Origin of the sequence: Mycobacterium marinum (assembly GCF_003391395.1) — a bacterium.
In the GTDB taxonomy this organism is placed as follows: domain Bacteria; phylum Actinomycetota; class Actinomycetes; order Mycobacteriales; family Mycobacteriaceae; genus Mycobacterium; species Mycobacterium marinum.
Map to the genome: position 1 here is coordinate 3337414 of NZ_CP024190.1, position 23896 is coordinate 3361309.

28 protein-coding genes are annotated in these 23896 nt (G+C 64.8%); 20 read left to right on the forward strand and 8 right to left on the reverse strand.

All coding sequences use genetic code 11. The features are described from left to right. The first annotated feature begins 4 nt into the window (after nt 1–4). The 14 genes from CCUG20998_RS14015 to CCUG20998_RS14080 all read left to right on the forward strand — a co-directional run bounded on the left by CCUG20998_RS14015 (nt 5) and on the right by CCUG20998_RS14080 (nt 13504). Nucleotides 5–1288: a cytochrome P450 gene (locus tag CCUG20998_RS14015; protein ID WP_036455685.1), complete on the forward strand. Its 1284-nt coding sequence runs from the start codon at nt 5–7 to the stop codon at nt 1286–1288. Next, nucleotides 1285–1701, forward strand: coding sequence for a nuclear transport factor 2 family protein (locus CCUG20998_RS14020; protein WP_012394578.1), 417 nt, complete (start codon nt 1285–1287; stop codon nt 1699–1701). Before CCUG20998_RS14015 ends, CCUG20998_RS14020 begins: the two co-directional genes overlap by 4 nt. Continuing rightward, nucleotides 1698–1892: a ferredoxin gene (locus CCUG20998_RS14025; RefSeq protein ID WP_011740769.1), complete on the forward strand. Its 195-nt coding sequence runs from the start codon at nt 1698–1700 to the stop codon at nt 1890–1892. Before CCUG20998_RS14020 ends, CCUG20998_RS14025 begins: the two co-directional genes overlap by 4 nt. Nucleotides 1893–2216: 324 nt before the next feature. Beyond that, nucleotides 2217–3050 (forward strand): MlaE family ABC transporter permease, encoded by an 834-nt coding sequence (locus tag CCUG20998_RS14030; RefSeq protein WP_085981917.1) that lies wholly within the window; start codon nt 2217–2219, stop codon nt 3048–3050. A 9-nt stretch (nt 3051–3059) separates the two neighbouring features. After that, the gene (locus CCUG20998_RS14035; protein WP_050674544.1) at nt 3060–3914 is read left to right on the forward strand and encodes an ABC transporter permease; all 855 of its coding nucleotides are present in this window, start codon (nt 3060–3062) and stop codon (nt 3912–3914) included. Between the two features lie 4 nt (nt 3915–3918). Then, complete coding sequence (locus tag CCUG20998_RS14040; protein ID WP_036455686.1) at nt 3919–5304, forward strand: MCE family protein; 1386 nt, start codon at nt 3919–3921, stop codon at nt 5302–5304. 75 nt (nt 5305–5379) lie between these two features. Continuing rightward, nucleotides 5380–6408, forward strand: a complete 1029-nt coding sequence (locus CCUG20998_RS14045; protein WP_020729123.1) for a virulence factor Mce family protein — start codon at nt 5380–5382, stop codon at nt 6406–6408. Beyond that, nucleotides 6405–7688: a virulence factor Mce family protein gene (locus CCUG20998_RS14050; protein WP_012394583.1), complete on the forward strand. Its 1284-nt coding sequence runs from the start codon at nt 6405–6407 to the stop codon at nt 7686–7688. The genes CCUG20998_RS14045 and CCUG20998_RS14050 overlap by 4 nt, the downstream gene beginning before the upstream one ends. Beyond that, nucleotides 7685–8968, forward strand: a complete 1284-nt coding sequence (locus CCUG20998_RS14055) for a virulence factor Mce family protein (protein WP_020729124.1) — start codon at nt 7685–7687, stop codon at nt 8966–8968. Before CCUG20998_RS14050 ends, CCUG20998_RS14055 begins: the two co-directional genes overlap by 4 nt. 56 nt (nt 8969–9024) lie before the next feature. After that, the gene (locus CCUG20998_RS14060) at nt 9025–10137 is read left to right on the forward strand and encodes a virulence factor Mce family protein (RefSeq protein WP_373167509.1); all 1113 of its coding nucleotides are present in this window, start codon (nt 9025–9027) and stop codon (nt 10135–10137) included. Next, entirely contained in the window at nt 10138–11601 is a 1464-nt protein-coding gene (locus CCUG20998_RS14065; RefSeq protein ID WP_020729126.1) for an MCE family protein, read from the forward strand. A 43-nt stretch (nt 11602–11644) separates the two neighbouring features. Then, complete coding sequence (locus CCUG20998_RS14070) at nt 11645–12208, forward strand: hypothetical protein (RefSeq protein ID WP_020729127.1); 564 nt, start codon at nt 11645–11647, stop codon at nt 12206–12208. A gap of 74 nt (nt 12209–12282) precedes the next feature. Further along, nucleotides 12283–12777 (forward strand): hypothetical protein, encoded by a 495-nt coding sequence (locus CCUG20998_RS14075; RefSeq protein WP_373145616.1) that lies wholly within the window; start codon nt 12283–12285, stop codon nt 12775–12777. A 61-nt stretch (nt 12778–12838) separates the two neighbouring features. Continuing rightward, a complete protein-coding gene (locus CCUG20998_RS14080; RefSeq protein ID WP_020729129.1) occupies nt 12839–13504 on the forward strand; it encodes a CAP domain-containing protein in 666 nt (221 codons plus the stop codon). An 80-nt stretch (nt 13505–13584) separates the two neighbouring features. Here CCUG20998_RS14080 and CCUG20998_RS14085 read toward each other — a convergent pair whose 3' ends face one another. From CCUG20998_RS14085 to CCUG20998_RS14100, 4 genes are all read right to left on the reverse strand, one after another. After that, nucleotides 13585–13953 (reverse strand): DUF732 domain-containing protein, encoded by a 369-nt coding sequence (locus CCUG20998_RS14085; protein WP_020729130.1) that lies wholly within the window; start codon nt 13951–13953, stop codon nt 13585–13587. 92 nt (nt 13954–14045) lie between these two features. Further along, entirely contained in the window at nt 14046–14456 is a 411-nt protein-coding gene (locus CCUG20998_RS14090) for an NYN domain-containing protein (RefSeq protein WP_012394591.1), read from the reverse strand. A gap of 77 nt (nt 14457–14533) precedes the next feature. Beyond that, nucleotides 14534–14812, reverse strand: coding sequence for a hypothetical protein (locus tag CCUG20998_RS14095; protein ID WP_020729132.1), 279 nt, complete (start codon nt 14810–14812; stop codon nt 14534–14536). Nucleotides 14813–14985: 173 nt separating this feature from the next. Then, the gene (locus CCUG20998_RS14100) at nt 14986–15678 is read right to left on the reverse strand and encodes a type VII secretion system ESX-1 target, MMAR_2894 family (protein ID WP_012394593.1); all 693 of its coding nucleotides are present in this window, start codon (nt 15676–15678) and stop codon (nt 14986–14988) included. A gap of 1172 nt (nt 15679–16850) precedes the next feature. On the opposite strand from CCUG20998_RS14100, the gene CCUG20998_RS14115 reads away from it, so the two are divergent. Together CCUG20998_RS14115 and CCUG20998_RS14120 are read left to right on the forward strand one after the other, a co-directional pair. Next, the gene (locus CCUG20998_RS14115; RefSeq protein WP_036455688.1) at nt 16851–17162 is read left to right on the forward strand and encodes a PPW family C-terminal domain-containing PPE protein; all 312 of its coding nucleotides are present in this window, start codon (nt 16851–16853) and stop codon (nt 17160–17162) included. A 156-nt stretch (nt 17163–17318) separates the two neighbouring features. Next, nucleotides 17319–18518 (forward strand): PPE family protein, encoded by a 1200-nt coding sequence (locus CCUG20998_RS14120; protein ID WP_231389681.1) that lies wholly within the window; start codon nt 17319–17321, stop codon nt 18516–18518. Nucleotides 18519–18677: 159 nt separating this feature from the next. On the opposite strand, the gene CCUG20998_RS14125 is transcribed toward CCUG20998_RS14120, so the two are convergent. After that, on the reverse strand, nt 18678–18905 hold the full coding sequence (locus CCUG20998_RS14125) for a hypothetical protein (RefSeq protein WP_020729138.1): 228 nt from the start codon (nt 18903–18905) through the stop codon (nt 18678–18680). Between the two features lie 193 nt (nt 18906–19098). Between CCUG20998_RS14125 and CCUG20998_RS14130 the strand changes: the two genes are divergently transcribed. From CCUG20998_RS14130 to CCUG20998_RS14140, 3 genes are all read left to right on the forward strand, one after another. Beyond that, nucleotides 19099–20001, forward strand: coding sequence for an NAD-dependent epimerase/dehydratase family protein (locus CCUG20998_RS14130; protein ID WP_020729139.1), 903 nt, complete (start codon nt 19099–19101; stop codon nt 19999–20001). A gap of 178 nt (nt 20002–20179) precedes the next feature. Then, a complete protein-coding gene (locus CCUG20998_RS14135) occupies nt 20180–20998 on the forward strand; it encodes a hypothetical protein (RefSeq protein WP_012394596.1) in 819 nt (272 codons plus the stop codon). Next, complete coding sequence (locus CCUG20998_RS14140; RefSeq protein WP_020729140.1) at nt 20995–21732, forward strand: hypothetical protein; 738 nt, start codon at nt 20995–20997, stop codon at nt 21730–21732. Before CCUG20998_RS14135 ends, CCUG20998_RS14140 begins: the two co-directional genes overlap by 4 nt. A gap of 111 nt (nt 21733–21843) precedes the next feature. Here the strand turns inward: CCUG20998_RS14140 and CCUG20998_RS14145 are convergent, their stop codons facing one another. Both CCUG20998_RS14145 and CCUG20998_RS14150 read right to left on the reverse strand, forming a co-directional pair. Continuing rightward, complete coding sequence (locus CCUG20998_RS14145) at nt 21844–22110, reverse strand: hypothetical protein (protein ID WP_012394598.1); 267 nt, start codon at nt 22108–22110, stop codon at nt 21844–21846. Nucleotides 22111–22269: 159 nt separating this feature from the next. Next, on the reverse strand, nt 22270–22539 hold the full coding sequence (locus tag CCUG20998_RS14150; protein ID WP_011740756.1) for an EF-Tu/IF-2/RF-3 family GTPase: 270 nt from the start codon (nt 22537–22539) through the stop codon (nt 22270–22272). A gap of 64 nt (nt 22540–22603) precedes the next feature. Here CCUG20998_RS14150 and CCUG20998_RS14155 point away from each other — a divergent pair, with 64 nt between their 5' ends. Continuing rightward, nucleotides 22604–22972 carry a hypothetical protein gene (locus CCUG20998_RS14155; protein ID WP_036455689.1) on the forward strand — a complete coding sequence of 123 codons (369 nt, stop codon included), beginning with the start codon at nt 22604–22606 and terminating at the stop codon, nt 22970–22972. A 31-nt stretch (nt 22973–23003) separates the two neighbouring features. Here CCUG20998_RS14155 and CCUG20998_RS14160 read toward each other — a convergent pair whose 3' ends face one another. Next, nucleotides 23004–23837: a glycoside hydrolase family 16 protein gene (locus tag CCUG20998_RS14160; RefSeq protein WP_036455690.1), complete on the reverse strand. Its 834-nt coding sequence runs from the start codon at nt 23835–23837 to the stop codon at nt 23004–23006. Nucleotides 23838–23896 lie beyond the last annotated feature (59 nt).

A 23896-nucleotide genomic window follows, 5' to 3' on the forward strand; every position in this document is an offset into this window, starting at 1 on the left:
TGACATGTCAACCGAGACCGTTTCAGGGACGGTGCCAGCCGTCGAACTTCTGACTACCCCGCAAGGCATCGCCAATCCCTATCCGCTCTATGACGAACTCAGAGGGCTCTCGCCTGTTGCGGGGTATCGGGACTGGCCCCCTGGAACCGTCCCGGGCGCCGACGAACCGGTTACCGCCTGGGCGCTGTTCCGCTACGACCAGGTCTTTACCGCGGCGCGCGACGCGGCAACCTTCTCGTCCCGCGATCCCTTGCAGGAGGCGTCGTCGGCGCCGAGCCTGATGCTGGTCAACACCGATCCGCCCAAGCACGAAGTTGAACGCAAACTGGTCAGCCAGGCGTTTTCGCCGCGCCGGGTCAAGCGACTGGAGGGGTGGCTCAATGACCTGATCCCGCAGCTGCTCAACGATCTAGAAAAGGATTCTCGGGATGGGGCCGAAGACGGCTCACCGGACGGGGTCGTAGAAGTCATGGGCTTCGCCGCCGAGATTCCCACCCGGGCGATGGTGCGACTGCTGGGCCTGCCCGATGGCGACCACGTGCGGTTCCGGCGGTGGGCCAACGCCTTCATGCTGTCCTCGTCGCTCACCCCCGAAGAACGCATGGCGAGCAACCAGGAGATGGTGGGCACCTTCGCCACCCGGCTCGCCGAACACACCGCCCGGCTGGCCGAACGCGAAGCCAGCGATGACGTTGAGGATGCCGAAGACCTCATCTCGGCGCTGTTGCGCGCCGAGGTGGACGGGCAGCGGCTCACCCCCGAAGAGATCGTCCGGTTCTGTGTGACGCTGGTGGTAGCCGGTAGCGAAACAACGACATTCCTGATCGGAAATCTGCTGCACGCGCTGGCCCGAGAGCCCGAGGTGCAGGCACGCGTCCGCGCCGATCGGACCTTGCTGAACATTTTCGTTGAGGAGACGCTTCGGCTCGACGGGCCGCCACAGCGCCTATTCCGCATCGCCACGCGCGACGTCGAGGTCGGCGACAAGCTGATCCGCAAGGGGGAGTGGGTCGCGTTGTTCTTCGGCTCGGCCAACCGCGACCCCGCCGTGTTCCCCGACCCGGGACGATTGGACATCGACCGGCCGAACATTCGCCAGCAGCTCTCGCTGGGGCATGGCCTGCACTTCTGTCTCGGTGCCTCACTGGCCCGACTGGAGGTGCTCGCCGTCCTCAACGCCGTGCTGGATCGCTATCAGAAGATCGCGCTGACCGACGACCCCGGCACCAAGCAGACGGCCAGCCTGCTGACCCACGCATTTGTCCGGCTACCCCTGCACCTGTCATGACGGTCACCACCGAGTCACGGGAGTCGCGCAACATCGAGGCAACCAAGGCCATCTATGCCGCGGTGCCGGCCGGCGACCTGGATACCGCGCTGCACCACCTCGACCCCGACGTGCGCATCACCTACTACGGGACCGAAAAGATCCCCTACGCGGGCGATTACCGCGGCATCGACGAGGCGATGACATTCTTCGCCAAGGTTGGCCAGGCGATCGAGATCGTCGAGATGGAGCCGTGGAAGTTCATCGCGCAAGGTGACGATCTCGCGACCTGGGGCCGGCAGCGGTTCCGGCGGCTGGCCACCGGACACGAATGGGAATCGGAGTTCGCGCACATCATCACGTTGCGCGACGGTCGCTGGTTGCACTTCCGGGACTTCATGAATTCCGCCCTCACCCTGCAGGCCTTCTCATGAGGGTCGCCGCCGACCGGGAGATCTGCATGGCGACCGGCATGTGCGTAATGACGGCCGACGCCTTCTTCGATCAGGACGCCGACGGCATCGTGGTACTGGCCGCCCATGAGGTGCCCGCCGACGAAGAACGCCGGGTGCGAAATGCGGTCAAACTGTGCCCGTCGGGGGCGCTCGAGCTGATGTCGGACTGAGGGGATGTGGCCCGGCGCCGCATTCGACGGCGAAGTCAGCACCTGCCCAGAGCGCGCGAACGCCGCGGACATCCGCCACACTCAATCTCCCTCAAGCGCGCCTATCATTAGGGTACTAGCAAGATACATCAGTAGCCATAACTGGCATCTCGCTTCGATATTTGCGGATACTGCGGCTTCAAAGGCGCGTATTGTCTATGGACATGTGCAGCTTGTGCCGCGTACCCTCACCGATGTCACCCGTCCAACTCGACCTGTCCGGATGGTCAGCGTGAGCAACCCCACCCGAGGCCTCGGCATCAATGCCAGATGGTGCGCGACACCATGGTGACTCTGACCGATCGGGCGGCCAGCCCGGTAGCAGATCCGGTAGCCGACCCGGTCGCACGTCCGCTGGCCGGGTCGGTCACCAAGCCGGTCCGAGCGCTCGGCGACTTCTTCGCCATGACGCTCGACACGTTCGTGTCGATGTTCCGGCCGCCGTTCGCATGGCGTGAATATCTACTCCAGTGCTGGTTCGTGGCGCGGGTATCCACGCTCCCCGGGGTTTTGATGACAATCCCGTGGGCGGTGATCTCGGGGTTCCTCTTCAACGTGCTGCTCACCGATATCGGCGCCGCGGACTTCTCCGGCACCGGCTGCGCGATCTTCACCGTGGACCAGAGCGCTCCCATCGTCACCGTCCTGGTGGTCGCGGGCGCGGGCGCCACCGCAATGTGCGCCGATCTGGGTGCGCGGACCATCCGCGAGGAACTCGATGCGCTACGGGTGATGGGAATCAACCCGATCCAGGCTCTGGTGGTTCCCCGAGTGCTGGCCGCCACCACCGTCTCCCTGGCGCTGAGTTCGTTGGTGATCGCGACGGGACTCATCGGGGCATTCTTGTGTTCGGTGTTCCTCATGCATGTTTCGGCCGGTGCGTGGGTCACCGGACTCACCACACTCACTCACACGGTCGACGTCGTCATCTCGATGATCAAGGCGACCCTTTTCGGGCTGATGGCCGGGCTGATCGCCTGCTACAAGGGCATATCGGTGGGCGGCGGTCCGGCGGGCGTCGGCAGAGCGGTCAACGAGACCGTGGTCTTCGCGTTCGTGGTGCTGTTCGTCATCAACATCGTCGTGACCGCCGTCGGCATCCCGTTCATGGTGTCGTGAGGTGAAACCATGACAGTCAGCGCTTCGCGAAGCTCCCGCCATCGCCTGCGACGCACGGCGAAAAGCCTGGTGCGCGAGTGGAATCGGCTGGGTTCACAGATGCGGTTCTATGTCACCACGCTGACCGGGATCCCCGATGCGGTCATGCACTATCGCAGCGAGCTGCTGCGGGTGATCGCGCAGATGGGTTTTGGCGCGGGGACGCTCGCGGTGATCGGCGGGACGGTCGTCATCGTCGGGTTCTTGGCGATGACGACCGGCGCAATCGTGGCGGTGCAGGGCTACAACCAGTTTGCGTCGGTGGGTGTGGAAGCACTGACGGGCTTTGCGTCGGCCTTCTTCAATACTCGCGAAATTCAGCCGGGCACCGTCATGGTCGCGCTGGCCGCAACCGTCGGCGCCGGCGCCACCGCGCAGCTGGGTGCGATGCGGATCAACGAAGAGATCGACGCGCTCGAGGTGATCGGTATCCGCAGCGTCAGCTACTTGGCCAGCACCCGGGTGCTGGCCGGAGTGGTGGTGGCCATCCCGTTGTTCTGCGTCGGACTCATCACCGCATATCTGGCCGCGCGGGCTGGCACCACCGCCATCTACGGCCAGGGGTCCGGTGTGTACGACCATTACTTCAATACGTTCCTGCGTCCCACCGACGTGCTCTGGTCGTCCTTCGAAGTCGTCGTGGTGGCACTCATGATCATGTTGGTCTGCACCTTCTACGGGTACAACGCGCACGGCGGGCCGGCCGGGGTCGGCGAGGCCGTCGGCCGGGCCGTACGCGCGTCAATGGTCGTCGCCTCGATAGCAATCGTCATCATGACGCTGGCCATCTACGGCCAGTCACCCAACTTCCACCTGGCGAGCTAGTGGCATGGGTCGCGGGCCGGGAAAACACCGTCTGCACGATGCTTGGTGGACCGTGATCCTGTTCGCGGCGATCGTCGCGGCCATCCTCGTGACGACCGTGTCCTTCACCGGCACCTTGCGACCGTATGTTGCGGTCACCCTGACTTCGGAACGATCCGGGCTGGTGATGGACGCCGGCGCCAAGGTCATGTTACGTGGGGTGCAGGTCGGCCGGGTCCGTCAGATCGACAGCAACCATGGCGCCAGTCTCGAACTGGAAATCGACCCCGACCAGATCCGTTACATCCCTGCCAATGTGGAGGCGCAGATCAGCGCCACCACCGCGTTCGGCGCGAAGTTCGTCGACCTGGTGATACCGCCGACCCCGAGTCGCGCTCGGCTGGCTGCCGGGGCGGTATTGCATTCCAAGAACGTCAGCACCGAGATCAACACCGTTTTCGAGAACGTCGTCGACCTGCTCAACATGATCGATCCGCTGAAGCTCAACGCCGTGCTGAGCGCGGTGGCCGAAGGCGTTCGCGGACAGGGGGAACGCATCGGTCAGGCAACCACCGATCTGAACCAGGTGTTGCAGGCACTCAATGCACGTCGGGACACGCTGCGCCAGAACTGGCGGTCGCTGCGAGATTTCAGCAACACCTATGACGCGGCCGCGCGCGACATCTTGACGATCCTCGATGCGGCCAGCACCACCAGCACCACCGTGGTGGACCACGCGAGGTCGCTGGATTCCCTGCTGCTCAACGTGATCGGCTTGGCCGACACCGGGACCAATCTGCTCGCCAACAACCGAGAGAACCTGACCACATCGATCAATATCCTCGAGCCGACCACGAATCTGCTACTCAAGTACAACCCCGAATACACCTGCTTGCTACAGGGCACCAAGTGGTACCTCGACAATGGCGGCTATGCGGCCTGGGGTGGCGCCGACGGCCGCACCCTGCAGCTCGATGTCGCACTGCTGCTGGGCAATGACCCCTATGTCTTTCCCGACAACCTGCCGCTCGTCGCCGCAAAAGGCGGCCCCAGCGGAGCGCCGGGCTGCGGATCATTGCCAGATGCGACCAAGAACTTCCCGGTGCGTCAGCTCGTCACCGACACCGGTTGGGGAACCGGACTCGACATCCGGCCCAACCCCGGAATCGGGCATCCCTGCTGGGCCGACTACTTGCCCGTGACCCGCGCTGTGCCCCAGCCTCCTTCGGTGCGCCCCTGCCTGCCGGGGCCGGCGATCGGCCCCAACCCCGGGGGGCCGCCGTATGGAGCCGCGCTGTACGGCCCTGGCGGGGTGCCGCTATGGCCGGGGGTCCCGCCGGCTCCCACTGAGCCCGCACCGATACCCGAACCCCTTGCACCCCAGCAGGAGACGGGGACTCCATCACCATGACAGACCCATGACGGCACCGGGACGGCACCAGGGCGGCGCCGGTGCGTGCCAATCAAGACAAGCAGGGGAGTAGCAATGCGGGAAGACCTCAGAGGCGTCGTGATCCGCCTCGGCGTGTTCCTGACGGTCTGCGCGCTGACCGCCTTTCTGCTGGTCGCTGTCTTCGGTCAGGTGCGCTTCGGCGACGGCAACACCTACTACGCCGAGTTCAGCAATGTCTCCAACCTCAGAGAAGGCAAGCTGGTCCGCATCGCAGGGGTTGAGGTCGGCAAGGTCGAGAAGATCTCCATCAATCCCGATGCGACCGTGAAAGTCGAGTTCACCGCCGACAATTCGGTCACCCTCACCCAGGGAACCCAGGCGGTGATCCGCTACGACAATCTCTTCGGCGACCGCTATCTGGCACTCGAGGAAGGAGCCGGCGGGCTCACGATCCTCAAGCCCGGTCAGACAATTCCGTTGGCCAACACCAAACCGGCACTGGATCTCGACGCCTTGATCGGCGGCTTCCGGCCACTGTTTCGCGCCCTGGACCCCCACCAGGTCAATGCGCTGAGCGACCAACTGCTGCAAGCATTTCAGGGCCAGGGCCCCACCATCGGAACTTTTCTGGACCAGGCTGCGGCCGTGACCAACACATTGGCCGATCGGGATCAGCTGATCGGTCAGGTGGTCACCAATCTCAACGTGGTGCTGGGTTCGCTGGGGGGTCAAAGCGACCGGCTGGACAAGGCCGTGGCGTCGCTGTCGCAGCTGATTGCGGGGCTCTCCGCACGCCGAACCGACATATCCAACGCGGTGGCATACACCAACGCCGCGGCCGGATCGGTCGCCGACTTGCTCTCGCAAGCCCGCGCACCGTTTTCGAAGGCGCTGCACGAGACCGACCGGGTCGCGACCATCGCGCTGGCCGATCATGACTACCTCGACAATCTGCTCAACACGTTGCCGGACAGATACCAGGCGCTGGTACGGCAGGGCATGTACGGTGACTTCTTCGCCTTCTACCTGTGTGACGTCGTGCTGAAGGTCAACGGCAAAGGTGGGCAGCCGGTGTACATCAAGGTCGCCGGTCAGGCCACAGGTCGGTGCACGCCGAAATGAAGTCATTCGCTGAACGCAACCTACTGCTGGTCGGCACTGTGGGCATCCTTACCGCCGCTGGCGTCGTGGGGGGTGCCCTGCAATACCAGAAGCTCCCGTTCTTCGACCAGGGCACCAGCGTCTGCGCATACTTCGCCGATGTGGGTGGGTTGCGGACCGGCAACACGGTCGAGGTCTCCGGCTATCCCGTCGGGAAGGTGTCCAGTATCGAGCTCGACGAGCCCGGCGCCCGGGTCACGTTCAAGGTCGACAAGAACATCCGCCTCGGTGAGCGCACCGAGGCGGCTATCAAGACCAAAGGCCTGCTGGGTAGCAAGTTCGTCGAGGTGATACCGCGTGGAGAGGGCCATCTCACCGGCCCGATCCCGGTCGAGCGGACCATGTCGCCCTACCAGCTGCCCGACGCGCTGGGCGACTTGGCCAGCACCATCAGCGGATTGAACACCGGTCAGCTGTCCGAATCACTGGACACCCTGGCGCAGACATTTGCCGACACCCCGGCCGATTTCCGCAACGCGGTACAGGGAGTGGCCCGCCTCGCACGAACACTCAACCAGCGTGACGTGCAACTGCGCAGCCTGCTGGACAACGCGGCCAGAGCCACTGGCGTGCTGGCCAACCGCACCGATCAGATCGCGGGCCTGGTACGCGACACCAATGCACTGCTGGTGCAGCTTCGGACCCAAAGTGCGGCCCTGGACCAGATCTGGGCGAACATCTCCGCGGTAGCACGGCAATTGAAGGGCTTCATCGCCGACAACCGCCAGGAGCTACGGCCGGCGCTGGACAAACTCAACGGGGTGCTCGACATTGTCGAGGCTCGCAAAGAACGCCTGCAGCAAGCGATTCCGTTGATCAACACCTACGTCATGTCACTCGGCGAATCGGTGTCCTCGGGCCCCTTCTTCAAGGCCTACGTGGTCAACCTGCTACCGGGCCAGTTCGTGCAACCGTTCATCGGCGCCGCATTCTCCGATCTGGGGCTGGACCCGGCCACCTTGCTGCCCTCGCAGCTGACCGATCCGCCCACTGGGCAACCCGGCACCCCGCCGTTGCCGATGCCCTACCCGCGCACCGGTCAGGGCGGCGAGCCGCGGTTGACGCTGCCGGACGCGATTACCGGCAACCCCGGCGATCCGCGCTACCCATACCGGGAGCCACCGCCGGCTCCACCGCCCGGGGGCCCACCACCGGGGCCGCCCGCGGTCGCACCGCCGGGCTTGGCGTCCACCCCGGGACCGGTCCAGGTGCCGGCCCCGCAGCCGGGTGGTCCGTCATGACCACGAGGTTGCGGCGGACCCGCTCGGTGCTGGCAACCACACTCATCCTGGTGTTGGTCGCCGGAGTGATCGCGGCAATGCGCACCGCCGGGGACGCGACCCGAACGCTCGTGGTCGCCTACTTCGACAACAGCAACGGGGTGTTCGCCGGTGACGACGTCCTCATCCGGGGCGTGCCAGTAGGCAAGATAGTCAAGATCGAGCCGCAGCCGCTGCGGTCCAAGATCTCGTTCTGGTTCGACCGCAAGTACAAGGTTCCCGCCGACGCCAAGGCGGCGATCCTGTCGCCACAATTGGTGACGGGTCGGGCGATCCAGCTCACCCCGCCCTACTCAGGTGGACCCACCATGGCCAGCGGCGCGATCATCTCGCAGCAGCGCACCGCGGTGCCGGTGGAGTGGGATGACCTACGCAACCAGCTACAACGACTGACCGAGTTGCTCAAGCCCACCGAGCCGGGCGGCGTCAGCACGTTGGGTGCCCTCATCAATACCGCCGCGGACAATCTACGTGGCCAGGGATCCACCATTCGTGACGCGATTGTCGAACTTTCACAGACGGTTTCGACTCTCAGCGATCACCGGAATGACATCTTCTCCACCGTACGAAACCTGTCCACGCTGGTGTCTGCACTGCACGACAGTGCCGACCTGCTCGAGCAGCTCAACCACAACCTCGCCGCGGTTTCCTCGCTGCTGGCCACCGATCCGAACAAGGTCGGTCAGGCCGTGGAAGACATCAACGCGGTGGTCGCCGATGTGCAGAGCTTCGCCGCCGAGAACCGGGAGGCGGTCGGCACCGCCTCAGACAAGCTGGCGTCGATCAGCAACGCGCTGGTGGCCAGCCTCGACGACATCAAGCAGACCCTGCACATCGGGCCCACGGTGCTGCAGAACTTCAACAACATCTTTGAACCGGCCAACGGGGCGCTCACCGGCGCGCTGGCCGCCAACGACTTCGCCAACCCAATCTCTTTTCTGTGCGGTGCAATTCAGTCCGCCTCCCGCTTGGGCGGCGAACAGGCAGCCAAACTCTGCGTGCAATATCTGGCTCCGATCCTGAAGAACCGCCAATACAACTTTCCCCCGCTGGGGGAGAACCTGTTCGTCGGCGCCCAGGCCCGGCCCAACGAAGTCACCTACAGCGAAGACTGGATGAGACCGGACTACGTTCCGCCGCAGCCGGATATGCCGCCTGCGGAACCGCCAGCAGATGTGACTGTGGAACCCGACCCCGCCGCCGGGCTACGCGGCATGATGGTCCCGCCGGGAGGTGGCTGATGCGCGTCCGCCACCGGCGCCGGGTGGCGCTGCGTCTGGCCACAGTCCTGGTGACGATGGCTACCTTGGCCGCAGTATCCGGCTGCGGCTGGCGCGGTCTGAATTCGCTACCACTGCCGGGCACCGAGGGCAACGGGCCGGGTTCGTTTGTCATCCAGGCGCAGATGCCGGACGTCAACAACATCCAGCCGAACTCGAGGGTGCGGGTTGCCGACGTGACGGTCGGCCATGTGGCAAGAATCGAGCGCCAGGGCTGGCACGCGCTGGTGACGATCCGGCTGGATGCCGGCGTCGCGCTGCCGGCCAACGCGACCGCCCGGATCGGGACCACCAGCCTGCTCGGCTCTTATCACATCGAGCTGGCTGCCCCGAAACATGATGCACCGCAAGGCAGGCTGCGCGAGGGATCGCTGATTCCGCTGTCCCGCGGCGGAGCCTACCCGAGCACCGAGCAGACCCTGGCGGCGCTGTCGCTGGTGCTCAACGGGGGCGGGTTGGGCCAAGTCCAAGACATCACCGAGGCATTGAGCACCGCATTCCGCGGGCGCGAGCACGATGTGCGCAGCCTGATCGCACAGCTGGATAGCTTCACCGCGACCCTCGACGACCAATCCGATGACATCATCGAAGCCACTGAGAGCTTGAACCGGTTGGTGGGAAAGTTCGCCGAACAGCAGCCCGTCCTGGATCGGGCGCTGGCCACCATTCCGGACGCCCTAGCCGTGCTCAATGACGAGCGGGACAAGCTCGTTACGGCAGCCGACCAGCTCAGCAAGTTCAGCGCCCTGACCGCCGACTCGGTGAACAAGACCAAGGCCAACCTGGTCAGCGAACTGCGGCAGCTCGGACCGGTTTTGGAATCGTTGGCCAACGCCGGACCCAGCCTGACCCGGTCGCTATCACTGCTGGCGACCTTTCCCTTTCCGAACGAAACGTTCCAGAACTTCCAGCGTGGTGATTACGCCAACTTGACGGCGATCGTCGACCTCACGCTGAGTCGAATAGACCAAGGGCTACTGACCGGCACCCGCTGGGAATGCCACCTCACCGAACTCGAACTGCAGTGGGGACGCACCATCGGTCAGTTCCCGAGCCCGTGCACCGCCGGATACCGCGGAAACCCAGGCAATCCACTCACCGTGCCGTACCACTGGGACCAGGGGCCCTAGATGCATCTAGAGCGCCGCGTCATGATTCAGCTGACCATCTTCGCCGTAATCGCGCTGAGCGTACTGGCGATCACGTTCCTGCACTTCGCCAAACTGCCGGCCATGCTCTTCGGCGTCGGCCGCTACACGGTGACAATGGAGCTGACGAAGTCCGGTGGGCTGTACAGCTCCGGCAATGTCACCTATCGCGGCTCCGAAGTGGGCCGGGTGGAGTCGGTGCAGCTGACCGACACCGGGGTCGTGGCCGTCCTGTCGCTGAAGTCGGGCATCGACATTCCGTCCGACCTCAAAGCCGAAGTGCATAGCCAAACCGCCATCGGCGAAACCTATGTCGAGTTATTGCCCCGCAACGCCACCTCACCCCCGCTCAAGGACGGCGACGTGATCAGACTGGTCAACACCTCGGTTCCGCCCGACATCAACGCCCTGCTCAGCGCGGCCAACACCGCCCTGGGAGCCATCCCGCACGAGAACCTGCAAACCGTCATCAATGAGTCGTACACGGCCGTCGGCGGCCTCGGTCCCGAACTCTCCCGTCTGATCACGGGCACCTCCAACCTGGCGATCGACGCGCGCAAGAACCTCGACCCGCTGATCGCACTGATCGACCAGACCCCGCCGGTGCTGGATTCACAAACCCATAGCTCGGATGCGATAGCCGGATGGGCGTCGCACCTGGCCGCGGTCACCACCGAATTGCAGACCCACGACCAAGCCGTCGCCGCAACCATCGACAATGGCGGCCCAGCATTGGACGAGGTGAACTCACTGCTCGAACGGGTGCAAACCACCTTGCCGATCCTGCTTGCCAACCTCGTCAGCGTCGGCCAGGTCGCGCTGGCCTACCAGAACGACATCGAGCAGCTGCTGGTGGTGTTCCCGATGGCCATCAGCGCCGAACAAGCCGGAATCCTGGCCAACGTCAACACCAAACAGGCCTACCACGGCCAGTATCTGAGCTTTAACCTCAACCTCAACCTGCCACCGCCGTGCTCCACCGGATTCCTGCCAGCCCAGCAGCAGCGAGTCCCCACCTTCGAGGACTACCCGAACCGTCCGGCCGGCGACCTGTACTGCCGGGTGCCGCAGGATTCGCCGCTCAATGTGCGTGGGGCGCGCAATATCCCGTGCGAAACCGTTCCCGGCAAGCGTGCACCAACGGTGAAGTTGTGCGAGAGCAACGAACAGTACGCGCCGCTCAATGACGGCTACAACTGGAAGGGCGACCCCAACTCCACCCTTTCCGGCCAAGACATCCCACAACTCCCACCCGGCCCGCCGCCGCCTGCCGCCGCTGGGCCCGGGGAGGCTCCTCCGCCGCCCATCGCCGCCGCCGAGTACGACCCGGCCACCGGCACCTACACGGGACCGGACGGCCGCCAGTACACCCGGTCCGACCTGGCCCAAACCGCTCCGAAAGACCAGACATGGCAATCGATGCTGTTGCCACCACCGGTGCCCTGAAGCCAAGGGTGCACACGATCACCTCGATGGAACGGAGGGCCTCATGAGCGTGGTGACCAGTCCCGGACCGCCCCCAGACGAAGCACTCGAACACCGTTGCGCGGACTCCGCCGCCGAGAAGCACCGGTCCGCGCCGCTGCGCGCCACGCTCTTCGGCCTGGCCGTGGTTGTTGCATTGGCAGCGCCACTGGGGTGGTTTGGATTTCGCGTTCATCTAGCCGGTCAGGCGCAAGCCCGACAGGGTCAAGCTCTGCGAGTCGCCAGGCAGGTTGCGCTGAACCTGACGACCATCGACTGGCAACATGGCGATTCCGACGTGCACCGCATTCTGGACAGCGCGACGGGGGAGTTCTACGACGATTTCGCCGAACGCTCAAAGCCTTTCATCGAGGTCCTGCGGCAGGCCAAGGCCACCACGGTGGGCACCGTAACCGAGGCCGGACTGGAGTCGGAGACAGCCGACACGGCCCAGGCGCTGGTGGCGGTTTCGGTGCAGACCTCAAATGGCGGTGAACCCGACCCGATGCCGCGAATATGGCGGATACGCATCACCCTCGAGAGGGTCGACGACGGATTCAAAGCCGCCAAGGTCGGATTCGTACCGTGACCGCCGTCAGCCGGCCCGGCGCGGGCGAGTGCGGCGACACCGACACCGCGGGCAGCGGCGAACCACCGGCGGTGGTGCGGCGTCGACTTCGCTGGTGGCCGGTGATCGCCTACGGCCTGCTGCCCGCCCTGGCGCTCCTGCTGGCAGGCGGAACCGGGTTTGCGAAGTGGCAGGATTGCGCCGTTCGCGATGCGGCACAGGCACGTGCGGAATCCGTCCAGGCCGCCACCGCGGGGACCATCGCGCTGCTGTCCTACCGGCCTGACACCGTGCGGAGTGACATCGAGGCCGCACGAGCCAAATTGACCGGCGCATTCCTGAGCGACTACACATCGCTGACCCGCGATGTGGTCATCCCGGGGGCCAAACAGAAGGATATTTCTGCGGTGGCCACCGTGCCAGCCGCGGCCTCGGTGTCGGCAACCGGCGAGCACGCGATCGCTCTGCTGTTTGTGAACCAGACCATCATCGTGAGCCAGGACCCGCCCACCAGCACCGCATCCAGCGTTCGGGTCACCCTCGACAAGGTCGACGGGCGGTGGCTGATTTCGCGATTTGACCCGGTGTGAGTCGGCCAGACACGAGGGGGCGGACCGGTCACGAAGAGCCAGCATGGGAAGGAAGACGACAATGCGACACCGATACCTGATTCTGTCCGCATTGGTCGCCATGGTGTCCGGCGCTGCGCTGGGCATGCCCGCGGCGCGCGCCGACAACAAGCGGCTCAATGACGGAGTGGTCGCCAATGTCTACACCGTCCAGCATCAAGCCGGCTGCACCAATGACGTGAGAATCAACCCGCAGCTGCAGCTGGCCGCGCAATGGCACACCCTCGATGTGTTGAACAACCGCGACCTCGATGGCGACATTGGTTCTGACGGATCCGCACCTTCCGACCGCGCCAGCGCCGCCGGCTTCCACGGCCAAGTCGCCGAAACCGTGGCCATCAATCCTGCCCTGGCGATCAGCGGCGTGGAGTTGCTCAACCAGTGGTATTACAACCCGGCGTATTTCGCGATCATGTCGGATTGCGCCAACACCGAAATCGGGGTGTGGTCAGAGAACAGCCCGGATCGCACGGTCGTGGTGGCTATATACGGACAGCTCGACCGCCCGGTGGCGACACCACCGGTTACAGCGCCAACCGAGCCGCCGCCACCGGTGGCTTTGCCCGAGAACGTTCCGATCGACCCCAGCCCTGACTACGATGCCAGCGACGAGATCGAATACGGGATCAACTGGCTTCCCTGGATTCTGCGCGGGATCTACCCGCCGCCCGCCATGCCACCCGAATAGGCTAGGGGTGCAACACCTTCAGAAGTTGACTCGCACTTCTGCCCACGGCTGCCGTACCGGCGCCAACGTTGGGTCTCGAGTTACTCCGCCGGTGGCCGGTAGTTCGCCGCCGAGTTCCGCAGCTGCCAGACTTGCTCGGGGCAAAGGAGATTGACCGCGTAGGACACCAGGTAGTTGGCCGCGAACTCGTCGTTAGGGGTCACATCATTCTTTACGTCACCCATCACCTGGGCGTAACTTTGACCGCCACTGACCTTGTCGCAGATCCCGTGTCCGTAGCCGATCGCGTCATTGTTCGGAAAATCGTAGTGGCGCCGCACCATCACGTTGTAGACGTATTCCACTTCTGGTGCCGGCGCGGCATATGCTCGCGTGGCCATACCCATGGGGATCGTGCCCAGGGCAACTGTGGCGGCTGCCAAGGCAATCGGCCAACTGCGATGCGCCATGGCTGCCATCCTATCCAGCAACGACCGGCGGATAAACAGGATCTAGCAGGCCAATTTGGCGCTGACCACCCGGGCCGCTGGCGAACGCGGCCTCAGCGCTCGCCCCCATGCTTGGCACCACGCGGATCGATGAGGTCACGAAAACTTTCCGCCCGATAGGTTGATGCACCCAGTTTTGTGACCCGCTCGACCAATAGCTTGTCCGACGTCACCACCCGAACGTCGCGCGGTTGCGGTTCCGCTGCGACCCGGCGCACGATCTCGTCGTCAGCCGAGTTGGCCGCCGCCTTGGGCGCGTGCGCTACCTCGAGAACCGACGAGCAGATCGGCGTTGACGGAGGCCGCTCGAATATCACGGTGACGTCCTTTCCGCCGGCTCCGTCCTGCTCCGATGCCCAACGCTCGAGTCTGTGCACAAGCGCGACCATCGCGCCGTGGCGGTCCTTCCACCATCCGTCCGGCCGCGAGCCGATTACGTTCATGCCGTCGATGATCCAATGCACACTTCACCGTACGACGACGAGCGTGGGACGCGTCCGCCGAATCCTCGCCTAGCGATCTCGCGGCGGCGCGGAGCCCGTTACCACCATCTGCGTTTGCGGAACTTCCTGTTGATCTCGTTGCGGAATCGCTCAACATGCTGCTCGGTGGCCGCCGCTTCCATCGCACCGAGGGCATTGACGACCTCGAGGTGGGACAGGATCAGCAGGCCGTTCAACTGCTTGAGCCGTTCTGGGGTCGCCAGCGACTCTTCATCGTCGACGTAGATGAGCAAGAAGTCACGAAGCGCCTGGCTGCCGGTCATCCGCACCGGGACTTTCATGTTCCGCAGGATTGTGGCCATGTCGGGGTCGGTCACAACAGCCTCTCTTTCGCTTCCGGGACTAGCACGTCACAGCGCAAGCGTAGGAGACCGGCGCCCCGAAGTGTCTGTGGGCCAGCGCAGCATTCTCGACGGCTTGGCGACGGTCTTGAACTCACCACCGCAGCGCACAACAGTGCGCCGGCCCCGCGCTGGTTGCCGATGGCCCGCTACATCAAGCGTTCGACCGGGTGAGAGCCGCTCGCGTCCTCTCGCTGGCCCACGTCCGCCAGCCCGTTTTGTTCGCCCGCAGCCGCGGAGTCCTTACGTTCTTCTTCCTCGTCGGCGGGCCCGGTGGCTGATACCAGCCCTGGCTTGGATGCGCCGCCTGCCGACGAGCCTGCGCCCATCCCGCTGCCCATCGGCGCGGCACCACTCATCGCCGATGATCCCGCGTTGGCGGCCGCGGCCGCCATCGGCGAGGACTGCGACCCAATCAGTTGGGACACCAGCGGCTGGGCCGCGGGTCCCGCTTCGGTGGCAAACGCGCCGGCGCGCAGGCCCGCACCAGTTGCAAAACCAGAGCTGCCCGCGGCAGCGGGGTTGGACATTGCCGCGCCACGGAAGGTCAAGGCGTCCGCGGCAACGTCATCGGCGTCTCCGTACATGCGCGCGATGTCGCTGAGCGCGGTGCCGGTCCGCATCAACTCTTCTTGAGCCGCCACATTGGACGCCAACATCGTGGCCGCCTCCTGAGCAAAGGCCAGGACGGCCTGCGCCGAGACTTCTTCAGCTCCCGCCGGGATCAAACCGGTCAGCACAGTCATCGCTGCCGTGGTACCAGCACTGATGCCCTGGGTACCGATGTCGACCAGCTGAGAGCCAATGTCGCCTGCGGCCGGGTCGTGTGACATGGGATCCATTTGCACGCTCCTGTGTAATTGTGCGCTGCACGAATCGTTCGTGCCCTTGCAGTCCAACGACCAACTGATTCGTCGCGCGACTGTCGCCGCACACCCCGTCCCAGCTTTGCTGGACGATTGCTCAATTCTACGACGGACTGGACCACTAGCCAGCAGGTTTTCTGGATCAGGACGATTACCAGGGCCAACACCTGAGAACATGCAGGAAATTCACTGTGCCAAGTGTGACCGCTCCCGCAATTACGGGCGAATTGTCGTGTAAATCACCGCCGAGTGCCCGCCCTCGCCACCGAGGACGATCGGCACCGCCGGCCCCGGCGGGTTCGCGGGTGAGCGCAATGCACAGAACCAGGAAGCCACGGCTTACTCCGACTATCCACTCACAGGCGCTGCGGGTGCGCGACCGAACCATATGGTGGCCCAAGACCCAACAAGAACCTCGCAACCTGCAAGTTTCTCTCCCATATCAAAAGCCGGCTTCGCGTGGTAGAGACGATGGCGGTCATTCCGCCCAGCCCGGGACGAAATCGTCGCACCAGCCTTGCGCTCGTCCACCCTCGCGGACGTCACGCGGACGGTACCGGCCGCCGACCAGCGTGCGGCCAGCTCAATGGCCGTTGCACGCATCGCCCGCGGGTGCCCCGAATCCGACCAGCTCGCCGTCGGCAATGGCCCATTCACCCGCTTTCCGATAACGGGTTCCCGGCCTTTTCCGGTAATCGGAACCGGCCACGACTGGGTTCACTTCACCGGCACTTGCGAAATCCTCCGGGACAATCAACGGGCGCAAATAGTCGTGGCGATCACGGACACAATTCGACGGCCCACCGAGGTGTTTGGTCGTTGATCCCGACAGGTTCTTGCCCGGGCGATCCGCCGGTGCAGTAGCGCAGCCCGACAGTCACGTCACCGGATGCAAGCATCGCCGGCCAGATTCGCAAGCTGACACGCCGCCACGAGGCAAACCGACTGGTCAAAGCGGTGCTACGGGGTGACAAGACAGCCACCAGGAGAACCACTCCTGTCGTGTACATTCACTCCGTTCCGATGGGGTCGGCGACCAAGAGCGCGTTGTCCAGGACGCGGCCGCCGAGTCGCGCACGGACGAAGATCCGAAGGCGCCCAAAGACACGCCGGCCCGGCGATCGGTTGGATCTCCGACGGTTCGACAAGTGACCACAACCCGGCCGGCGTCGGCCGGGGTGAGCGATAGGGGTGCCGGGATGATGGGGCTCACCGGCATTGCCGACGGGGAGACTCTCGCCCATCCCGGCGGGTTGGTCGCGGTGGCCGCCAACCACGATGGCGATCCAAATGTGCCGATGCTGCCGGCCAGCTGGGCCGCACCTCCCGCCTGCCGCGCTAACGGTGCGTATCGCTACCGCCACGCCAACCGGGACACGCCATTGCGTCCCGAAATCCCCTCGCCGGAGACGCGCCGCAGCAAATGCGACCCGAAGGAACGCTACCGTACTGTATATTAGCCTTCTGCCGAGAACGCCCGATGGGCAACGAGTCAGGACAGCAAGTTATCGACGGCGTAGCAGCTGAGCCACAGAGGGGGATTGCGAAGTGACGTTGCGGTTGGGGCTTGCCGTCCCCTTGGAGACGACGGCTCGATGTGGATCGGGGGCAGCCAGATGTCGGTGACAGCGCTTTATGCCATGGCCTTGCCGCCGGAGTTGCACCGATTTCAACTGGAAAGCGGTGTGGGCCCTAGCCCGATGCTCGCCGCCGCCGGGGCCTACACCGCGTTGAGCACAGAACACGCCGCCGCGGCCACGGAACTGACCGCCCTCTTGGCCCAGGTGCAGGCCGACACCTGGCAGGGCCCAAGCGCAGGGCGGTATCAAGCCGCGCACCTGCCGTATGTGGCGTGGCTGGAAAAGACCAGCGCCGACTGCGCGCAAACAGCCGTCGCATACGAAAGTGCCGTTGCGGCCTATGAACTCACCCTGGCCACCACGCCCACCTCGGCCGAGCTGATCGCCAACCGCACTCTTCGCGGCGTACTGATCGCGACAAACTTCTTCGGGATCAACACAATCCCGATCGCCGTCAATGAGGCCTGGTATGCCGCGCAGTGGATCCGGACCGCGCTCGCGATGATCGCCTACGGCGCGGCCTGTGACGCGGCGGTGCTCTCGACACCACCCAACACCCCCGCACCGATGCTGCTGGCCCCCGGCGCCGGCGAAGCCGCCGCCGCAGTCGGCGGCGCCGAAGCGGCGGCCGTCGGCACGCTGGGGGGCATAATCACCGTCTTGCTCACCGCGCTGTTCAACATAATTTGGCGAATTATCGAGGCGATTATCAGCATCGTTATTGCAGCGTTTTCCTTAAGCCTTTCCGGAATCATACTTGCAATCCAGGTAGCGCTATTCGCCATTTACGTCGAAGTGTACATTGCTTTCTTCAGCTTTATTGGTTTTATCATCGCGAATCCGTGGCTCGTGCCGGCAGGTCTGCTGGCGCTACTCGCCCTTCCTCCGGCACTGGCCCTCGAAGTGGCGACCGCCATCGCCGTCCCGGTCAGCGTGCCGCTTGGTGTTGATCGGGCGGTTCATGACGCGCGGCTGGCGGAGGAGGACACGAAGGCATCCGATGGCGAATCGGCCCGGCGGTCGGTAGCATCATCGCTGGTCCGGGAAGTGCATGCACTGTCGCCGGCCGCCGTAGAGGTGAGCGACAGGGGCGCGGAGTCGATGGGATTTTCCGGGGCCGCCGGCAAGGAAACACTCCCGCGACCTGGTGGGTTGATCACCTTGGCAGGCGATCAGTGCGATGGCGATCCACGTGTGCCGATGCTGCCGGCCACCTGGGCAGCACATCCTGTGTGACCCGCTAAGGGCGGGTGTCCACGGGGGGTGCCGAACCAAAGCAATCAGAATCCGCGTGCGACGAGATCAACCACCGACAATAAAGGTCTAGTGGGCCGCGAGGATTCGTTTATCGGCCGCACCACATTTCCCAATCACCATTTCCCAATCACCGGGGGGCTACGGCCGCGACGGACCGGGCGCGCTGGTTGCTGGTGACGGGCCAGGGCCGCGTCCGCCTTCACCGCCCATCATGGGGCACTTGTTCATCATCGGGCCCGGAGCACTCTGACCTGTGGAGCCGGTGTCCCGATCGCCGCCACCGCCGTAACCGGCGGACCACGCCACGAAGAATCCGGAGAAGAAAACCACTGCGACGATGAACACGATGCCGGCAACGATTCCCACCCAAGCCGCGGCTTGAACAACACGGCTGGGTGGGCCAGGTTGTTCAGTCGCGCCTGTTGCGGGTTGCGACGGATCACTCATCTTTTCGATGATGTCGCGCCGAGAGCCGCACCGGTAGGGACCATCGACCCTTAACGCCCGCCGGCCGCGGCGCCTTGCGCCGGCTGCCCGCGCGGGCCCTAGCATCACCCTCATGCGCGACTCGAAAATACTGATCACCGGCGTGACCGGACAGGTCGCTAGTCCCGTTGCCCGGGCCCTGGCGGCAGCTAACGAGGTCTGGGGCATCGCTCGCTTTACCGATGCCACCGCGCGGGCAGACCTCGAGCAGGCGGGCATTCGTTGCCAAGCGGTCAACCTGGCCGCTGGTGACTTCACCGTAATTCCCTCCGACTTCGATTACGTCCTCAACTTTGCGGTGGCCAAGAGCGGCAACTGGGACAAGGACCTGGGAGCAAACGCCGAATCGGTCGGACTGCTGATGGCTCATTGCCGCGCCACAAAGGCCTTTCTGCACTGCTCATCCGCGGCCGTGTACGACCCGCCCGACAATGAACTGCGCACCGAAAACGCCGCTCTCGGCGACAACCACAAGTTCCTGTTCCCCACCTATTCGATATCCAAGATTGCCGGCGAGGTGGTCGTTCGGTCGATGGCGCGCGTTCTCGAAGTACCCGCCACCATCGCGCGCCTCAACGTCCCCTACGGCAACAACGGTGGGTGGCCGTTCTTCCACATGGAGATGATGCTGGCCGGAATTCCAATCCCGGTTCCGCCGGGTGGGCCGGCACGCTACAACCCGATTCACGAAGACGACATCATCGCGACCATCCCGAAGCTGTTCGCGGCGGCGTCGGTTCCGGCGACCACGGTCAACTGGGCCGGCGACCAGATCGTCAGCCTGCAGGACTGGTGCGGCTACCTAGGGACACTGATCGGCAAAGAGCCCGTTTTCCAGGAGAGCGACAGCGCATTGCGCCCAAATCCGGTTGACGTCACCCGGATGCACGAGCTCATCGGCAACACCGCCGTCGACTGGCACGACGGAATGCGGCGGCTGGTAGCCAAGTTCCATCCGGAGGCACCCGGGCTGTGAACCGCGTGCGGCAGCACTAGCGCCCGCCGCCGGAGCCACCCGGGGCCACCGAAGATCGCGGTCGAAGGGTGCCGCTGTGTCGGTCGGCTTTACCCCCGTGCTGCCGCGATAGTGTTACGCCGGCAACCCCGGTGGTGATGCGAAGGCCGCGCAGACCGGCCCGCGGGGAGGAGCACGGATGGGATCGGTGGCCGCAGAGCCCGTCGCTTCACCCGGCCGGCCCTGGCCGCGGGTGGTGGGTGCCCTCGCCCTAGCCGTCCTCGGTGCCTGCGGCGTGATGCTGCTGGCGGTGCCATCGCTGTCGGACACCACGGATTTGGCATCGCACAGCGATTGGGTCCTGGCGACCGCCTTACCAACCAGCACAGACTTCCCGCCAGATTGGGGATATTCACTGACCGGACGGTTGCAGCGTGCCGCTGCCAGCGATCCGGCGACGCTGAGTGTCCAGCCCGATGCGGGGCCCGCGGCGACCTACGAACCGGACATGTGTGGCGCGATACCCAAGATCCTCAATCACTCCGGGGATAGTTTGGCTGCCTACGTCCAAGTCGACCGATACGCCCAACTGTTTGTGCAGGATGCCCCCGCATCCGATTTCGCGGCGACCGGAGAGGGACGGGAGCACGGGCCCAACGCCCGTTTCGCGCTCTGGGTCAACTCGGACGCGGCGGAGCAGGTTGGAAATTACCAGCACTGGCTGGACCGCTGCGGCTCCTATCGGGTCACCAACTACTACGTCGACGGCCAGGTCAAAGACCGTCGCACCGTTAGCACCCAGATCCAGTCCCACGCAGCACGTGATGCCGACGCCGCCGTCACTGTCACCAGGACGTTCGCCACGATCGGCAGTCGCGACCCCGCATCGACCTACCAGGTCAGCTACTACGCGGTGCGGGGTGTGCTGCTGGAATGCACCATCTACATGGAGGGCGCCGAGCGGGATCTGGTGCAGCGGCTCGCCGACCAGACGCTGCGAAACCTACGGGCGTCATGACCAACTTGTCACGCCGGAGACCATGGGCGATCGCGGCGGCGCTGTGTGCGCTTGCGGTCGTGGGGGTGGTGATCACCGCCCCGGTCGTGGACCGGGCCTGGCCCGGTAATCGGGGCTCCGGCCCCGAGGCACTGGCCCCGGGACTGGCCGGTCTGAGCGACCAGAAACTGGCCGAGCTGCTGCCCACGCAGGCAGAGTTTCCGCCTCCGTGGACGGTCAGTGACATCAAGGAGCTCTCCGGCACCTTCGGCTATTTCCGATACCAGTTGTACGACGAGGGCCTCGGCTTTGATCCCGTCGAATGTTTCGCGGTGGTGGGCGTGGCTTCTACCGGGGCCTTCGATGCCGCTGAGGTGTTCGGCCACGACCCCACCGATCCAGCGGAGGTCGCCGACCGCAGAGACATCCGCGTCATGGTGGGCCGGGAGTTCGACCCGTCGGGATTCGATAAATTCATGGCCCTGGTGTCGCGTTGCCCGCGGTTCAGCAGCGCCGCTGCCGGTTCCTATGCGGTCAACATTCTGGAGAACACCCACCCCGCCGGGGCACCCCAGCGCTTCCGGTATTCGGTCACCACCACGATCCCCGGCGAGCCCACCGACACGACGCGGACCGACTACTACTCCTACGCCCGCACATCGGGGCTGATCCTGACCGGTATGGCCAGTACTGGCCACCAACAACCTTTCGACTCGATCTTCGAGACCACGCTGCAACGAATCACAAACCGTTGACTCGCCGAATCCCTCGGCGTGCGGCACCCGCCGAAAATCAGCGCCCCCGAAATGGGGAATCGTTCCGGACGGGCGTGAACCCGGTCCGAAACGATTCGCCCAACCCGGCTGTCAGAGATCCGGGTCAGATTCCTTGAAGTAGCGGGCCAAGAACCCGGCTGCGGCGATGGTGGCCACGGAGCCGACGACTGCCCACAGCACGAACTGGAAGGCCACCGCCCCCATGAACCAACCAAACGTCATCGACACGTAGAGCAGCCAAACCAACCGGAAGAAGGACCACGCCGCCAAGACTCCACAGCTGATTCCGATCGCCAGGCTTCGTTGCCGATCAACCCGGCTGATCTTCTCCTCGATGCTGGCGGGGACGATGTTCATCTGCGCTATTCCTTCCGTGGGGCGACGCCTCGGTGACGTCGTCGTTGGCACAAGTACAGATCGACGGGGTAGCTACCGATCCCAACAACGTCAGCCCGCGAGGGCATCGCCCCAGGCCAGGGGAGCGGGGCGAGGCTGCCCAGCAGCGCAGGTTCGGCGCTAGGCCAGGAATGCACCCGCCGCGGTGATGACGTCTCCCGCGGCCAGATCGCTCTTGGTGAGCTTCTTGAACAGCAGGCCGACGTTGTCCCCGGCTTTCGCCGTGTCCAGCTTCTTGCGGAATGCCTCGATGGCGTCGACTCGCACGCCTGAACCATCGTTGATTCGCACCTCGTCGCCGACCCGCAACTCGCCGTGTTCCACGCGCCCGGTAGCCACGATGCCCCGCCCCCGGATGAAGAACACGTCCTGAACAGTCATGCGAAACATGTGCGGCACGCTACCCGCCCGACGCCATCGACGGGTGTCGGCTGGCCACCGTACGCTGACCCGCATGGGTTGGCTGCAGCGAGCGCGCAGAGCCAGCGCCGGACAACGGGTGACGCGCGCGGACAAGGCCGCGGCTCATAACGCGGCCGCCGAACTAAACGCACTCACCACCGAGCGCGAGCGACTGCTGCGCGAGGGTCTGGAAGGCGTAGCAACCATCGTCAGCATTCGGCGCAATGTCGCGAGCACGACGTTGGGTTCTTGGCACGAGCTCGAATTGGACGTGGTACTGCCGCAGCAGGACCCATACCGCGCCATTCGGCGCATCGCGCTCGAACTGTCGAGCGCTCCACACCTCAGGGTTGGTCTGGACCTACCGGTCCGGGTTGACCCCACGGACCATTCCAAGGTCCTGATCGTCGCGCCGCTTTAGGCTCCCGAAGATACTCAGGTTCCCGGCGCGATCACCAGACGCGTACCCAGTCGACCAGCATCTGTGCCGGATAGCTGCCCGGTCTGGGATCCCCGCCGCCGGATCCGGCAACCGCGAGGTTGAGGACGGGGAACACGGTGTAGCCGGGATCGTTGAACGGCCAGTCAGGTAGCGAATGCGCCGCGACGGCGAAGTAGGGCTGCGCCCCCTCGGCGTAGTCCTGCCAGAACCGCATACCGGTCTCGTCCCATTGGCATCGCCAGGTGTGCCACCCGCTGTCCAACGCGACGTTGCGGGTCTTCCACTCCGAACCGTTTGCTTTCGCGTGGACAGTGGTGGCCGACGGCCAGCTCCCGTTGCCGTACCACTCGATGATGTCGATTTCGCCGCGATCCTGGTTACCCAGCCACCAGGCCGGCCAGCAGCCGGCGGTCAGACAGTCGAATTTGATACGGGCTTCCCAGGTATGGCCGATGCCGCCCCGCCACGGACTTTGGATCTTGCCGGCGTAGTAGGTGCCGCCGTCCTTCGCGGCTCGGATGACCAGATTCGACTTACCGTCCAGGAAGACGTTCTGCCGGTCGTCGCGGTACTGGCCGACGTTCTCGGGCCGTTCCCAGTACGTCGGGTCCTTCATCTCCTCGCGGGCTCGCGCCACCGTCCACTTCGACGAGTCGGGGGCAGAGCCGGCCGGACCATCGAATTCGTCGTGAAACAGGTAGGGGCCTGATTGGCCATTGGGCGCCGGCGCCAGAGGCATGTCCCGTCGAGACGAGTCGGCGCGGGCCGCCGGGACGGGCAGTGCCGCCCCGAGCACACCAAATCCGGTCATCAGCATCATCCGACGACGGTCCATCCCGGGCATAAGCCAGCGACGATAGCAGCCCGGCACCTGCTGCGCTAAAGCACGAACGGCGTCAACCG

What these genes read in the sequence shown, in the direction of transcription:
- CCUG20998_RS14060 (WP_373167509.1), top strand. Translation starts at nt 9,025, where the DNA reads ATGGCTACCTTGGCCGCAGTATCCGGCTGCGGCTGGCGCGGTCTGAAT.
- CCUG20998_RS14145 (WP_012394598.1), bottom strand. Translation starts at nt 22,110, where the DNA reads ATGAACATCGTCCCCGCCAGCATCGAGGAGAAGATCAGCCGGGTTGAT.
- CCUG20998_RS14150 (WP_011740756.1), bottom strand. Translation starts at nt 22,539, where the DNA reads ATGTTTCGCATGACTGTTCAGGACGTGTTCTTCATCCGGGGGCGGGGC.
- CCUG20998_RS14160 (WP_036455690.1), bottom strand. Translation starts at nt 23,837, where the DNA reads ATGCCCGGGATGGACCGTCGTCGGATGATGCTGATGACCGGATTTGGT.
- CCUG20998_RS14080 (WP_020729129.1), top strand. Translation starts at nt 12,839, where the DNA reads ATGCGACACCGATACCTGATTCTGTCCGCATTGGTCGCCATGGTGTCC.
- CCUG20998_RS14130 (WP_020729139.1), top strand. Translation starts at nt 19,099, where the DNA reads ATGCGCGACTCGAAAATACTGATCACCGGCGTGACCGGACAGGTCGCT.
- CCUG20998_RS14155 (WP_036455689.1), top strand. Translation starts at nt 22,604, where the DNA reads ATGGGTTGGCTGCAGCGAGCGCGCAGAGCCAGCGCCGGACAACGGGTG.
- CCUG20998_RS14120 (WP_231389681.1), top strand. Translation starts at nt 17,319, where the DNA reads ATGTCGGTGACAGCGCTTTATGCCATGGCCTTGCCGCCGGAGTTGCAC.
- CCUG20998_RS14030 (WP_085981917.1), top strand. Translation starts at nt 2,217, where the DNA reads ATGGTGACTCTGACCGATCGGGCGGCCAGCCCGGTAGCAGATCCGGTA.
- CCUG20998_RS14055 (WP_020729124.1), top strand. Translation starts at nt 7,685, where the DNA reads ATGACCACGAGGTTGCGGCGGACCCGCTCGGTGCTGGCAACCACACTC.
- CCUG20998_RS14065 (WP_020729126.1), top strand. Translation starts at nt 10,138, where the DNA reads ATGCATCTAGAGCGCCGCGTCATGATTCAGCTGACCATCTTCGCCGTA.
- CCUG20998_RS14015 (WP_036455685.1), top strand. Translation starts at nt 5, where the DNA reads ATGTCAACCGAGACCGTTTCAGGGACGGTGCCAGCCGTCGAACTTCTG.
- CCUG20998_RS14025 (WP_011740769.1), top strand. Translation starts at nt 1,698, where the DNA reads ATGAGGGTCGCCGCCGACCGGGAGATCTGCATGGCGACCGGCATGTGC.
- CCUG20998_RS14020 (WP_012394578.1), top strand. Translation starts at nt 1,285, where the DNA reads ATGACGGTCACCACCGAGTCACGGGAGTCGCGCAACATCGAGGCAACC.
- CCUG20998_RS14135 (WP_012394596.1), top strand. Translation starts at nt 20,180, where the DNA reads ATGGGATCGGTGGCCGCAGAGCCCGTCGCTTCACCCGGCCGGCCCTGG.
- CCUG20998_RS14085 (WP_020729130.1), bottom strand. Translation starts at nt 13,953, where the DNA reads ATGGCGCATCGCAGTTGGCCGATTGCCTTGGCAGCCGCCACAGTTGCC.
- CCUG20998_RS14100 (WP_012394593.1), bottom strand. Translation starts at nt 15,678, where the DNA reads ATGGATCCCATGTCACACGACCCGGCCGCAGGCGACATTGGCTCTCAG.
- CCUG20998_RS14045 (WP_020729123.1), top strand. Translation starts at nt 5,380, where the DNA reads ATGCGGGAAGACCTCAGAGGCGTCGTGATCCGCCTCGGCGTGTTCCTG.
- CCUG20998_RS14035 (WP_050674544.1), top strand. Translation starts at nt 3,060, where the DNA reads ATGACAGTCAGCGCTTCGCGAAGCTCCCGCCATCGCCTGCGACGCACG.
- CCUG20998_RS14070 (WP_020729127.1), top strand. Translation starts at nt 11,645, where the DNA reads ATGAGCGTGGTGACCAGTCCCGGACCGCCCCCAGACGAAGCACTCGAA.
- CCUG20998_RS14040 (WP_036455686.1), top strand. Translation starts at nt 3,919, where the DNA reads ATGGGTCGCGGGCCGGGAAAACACCGTCTGCACGATGCTTGGTGGACC.
- CCUG20998_RS14140 (WP_020729140.1), top strand. Translation starts at nt 20,995, where the DNA reads ATGACCAACTTGTCACGCCGGAGACCATGGGCGATCGCGGCGGCGCTG.
- CCUG20998_RS14050 (WP_012394583.1), top strand. Translation starts at nt 6,405, where the DNA reads ATGAAGTCATTCGCTGAACGCAACCTACTGCTGGTCGGCACTGTGGGC.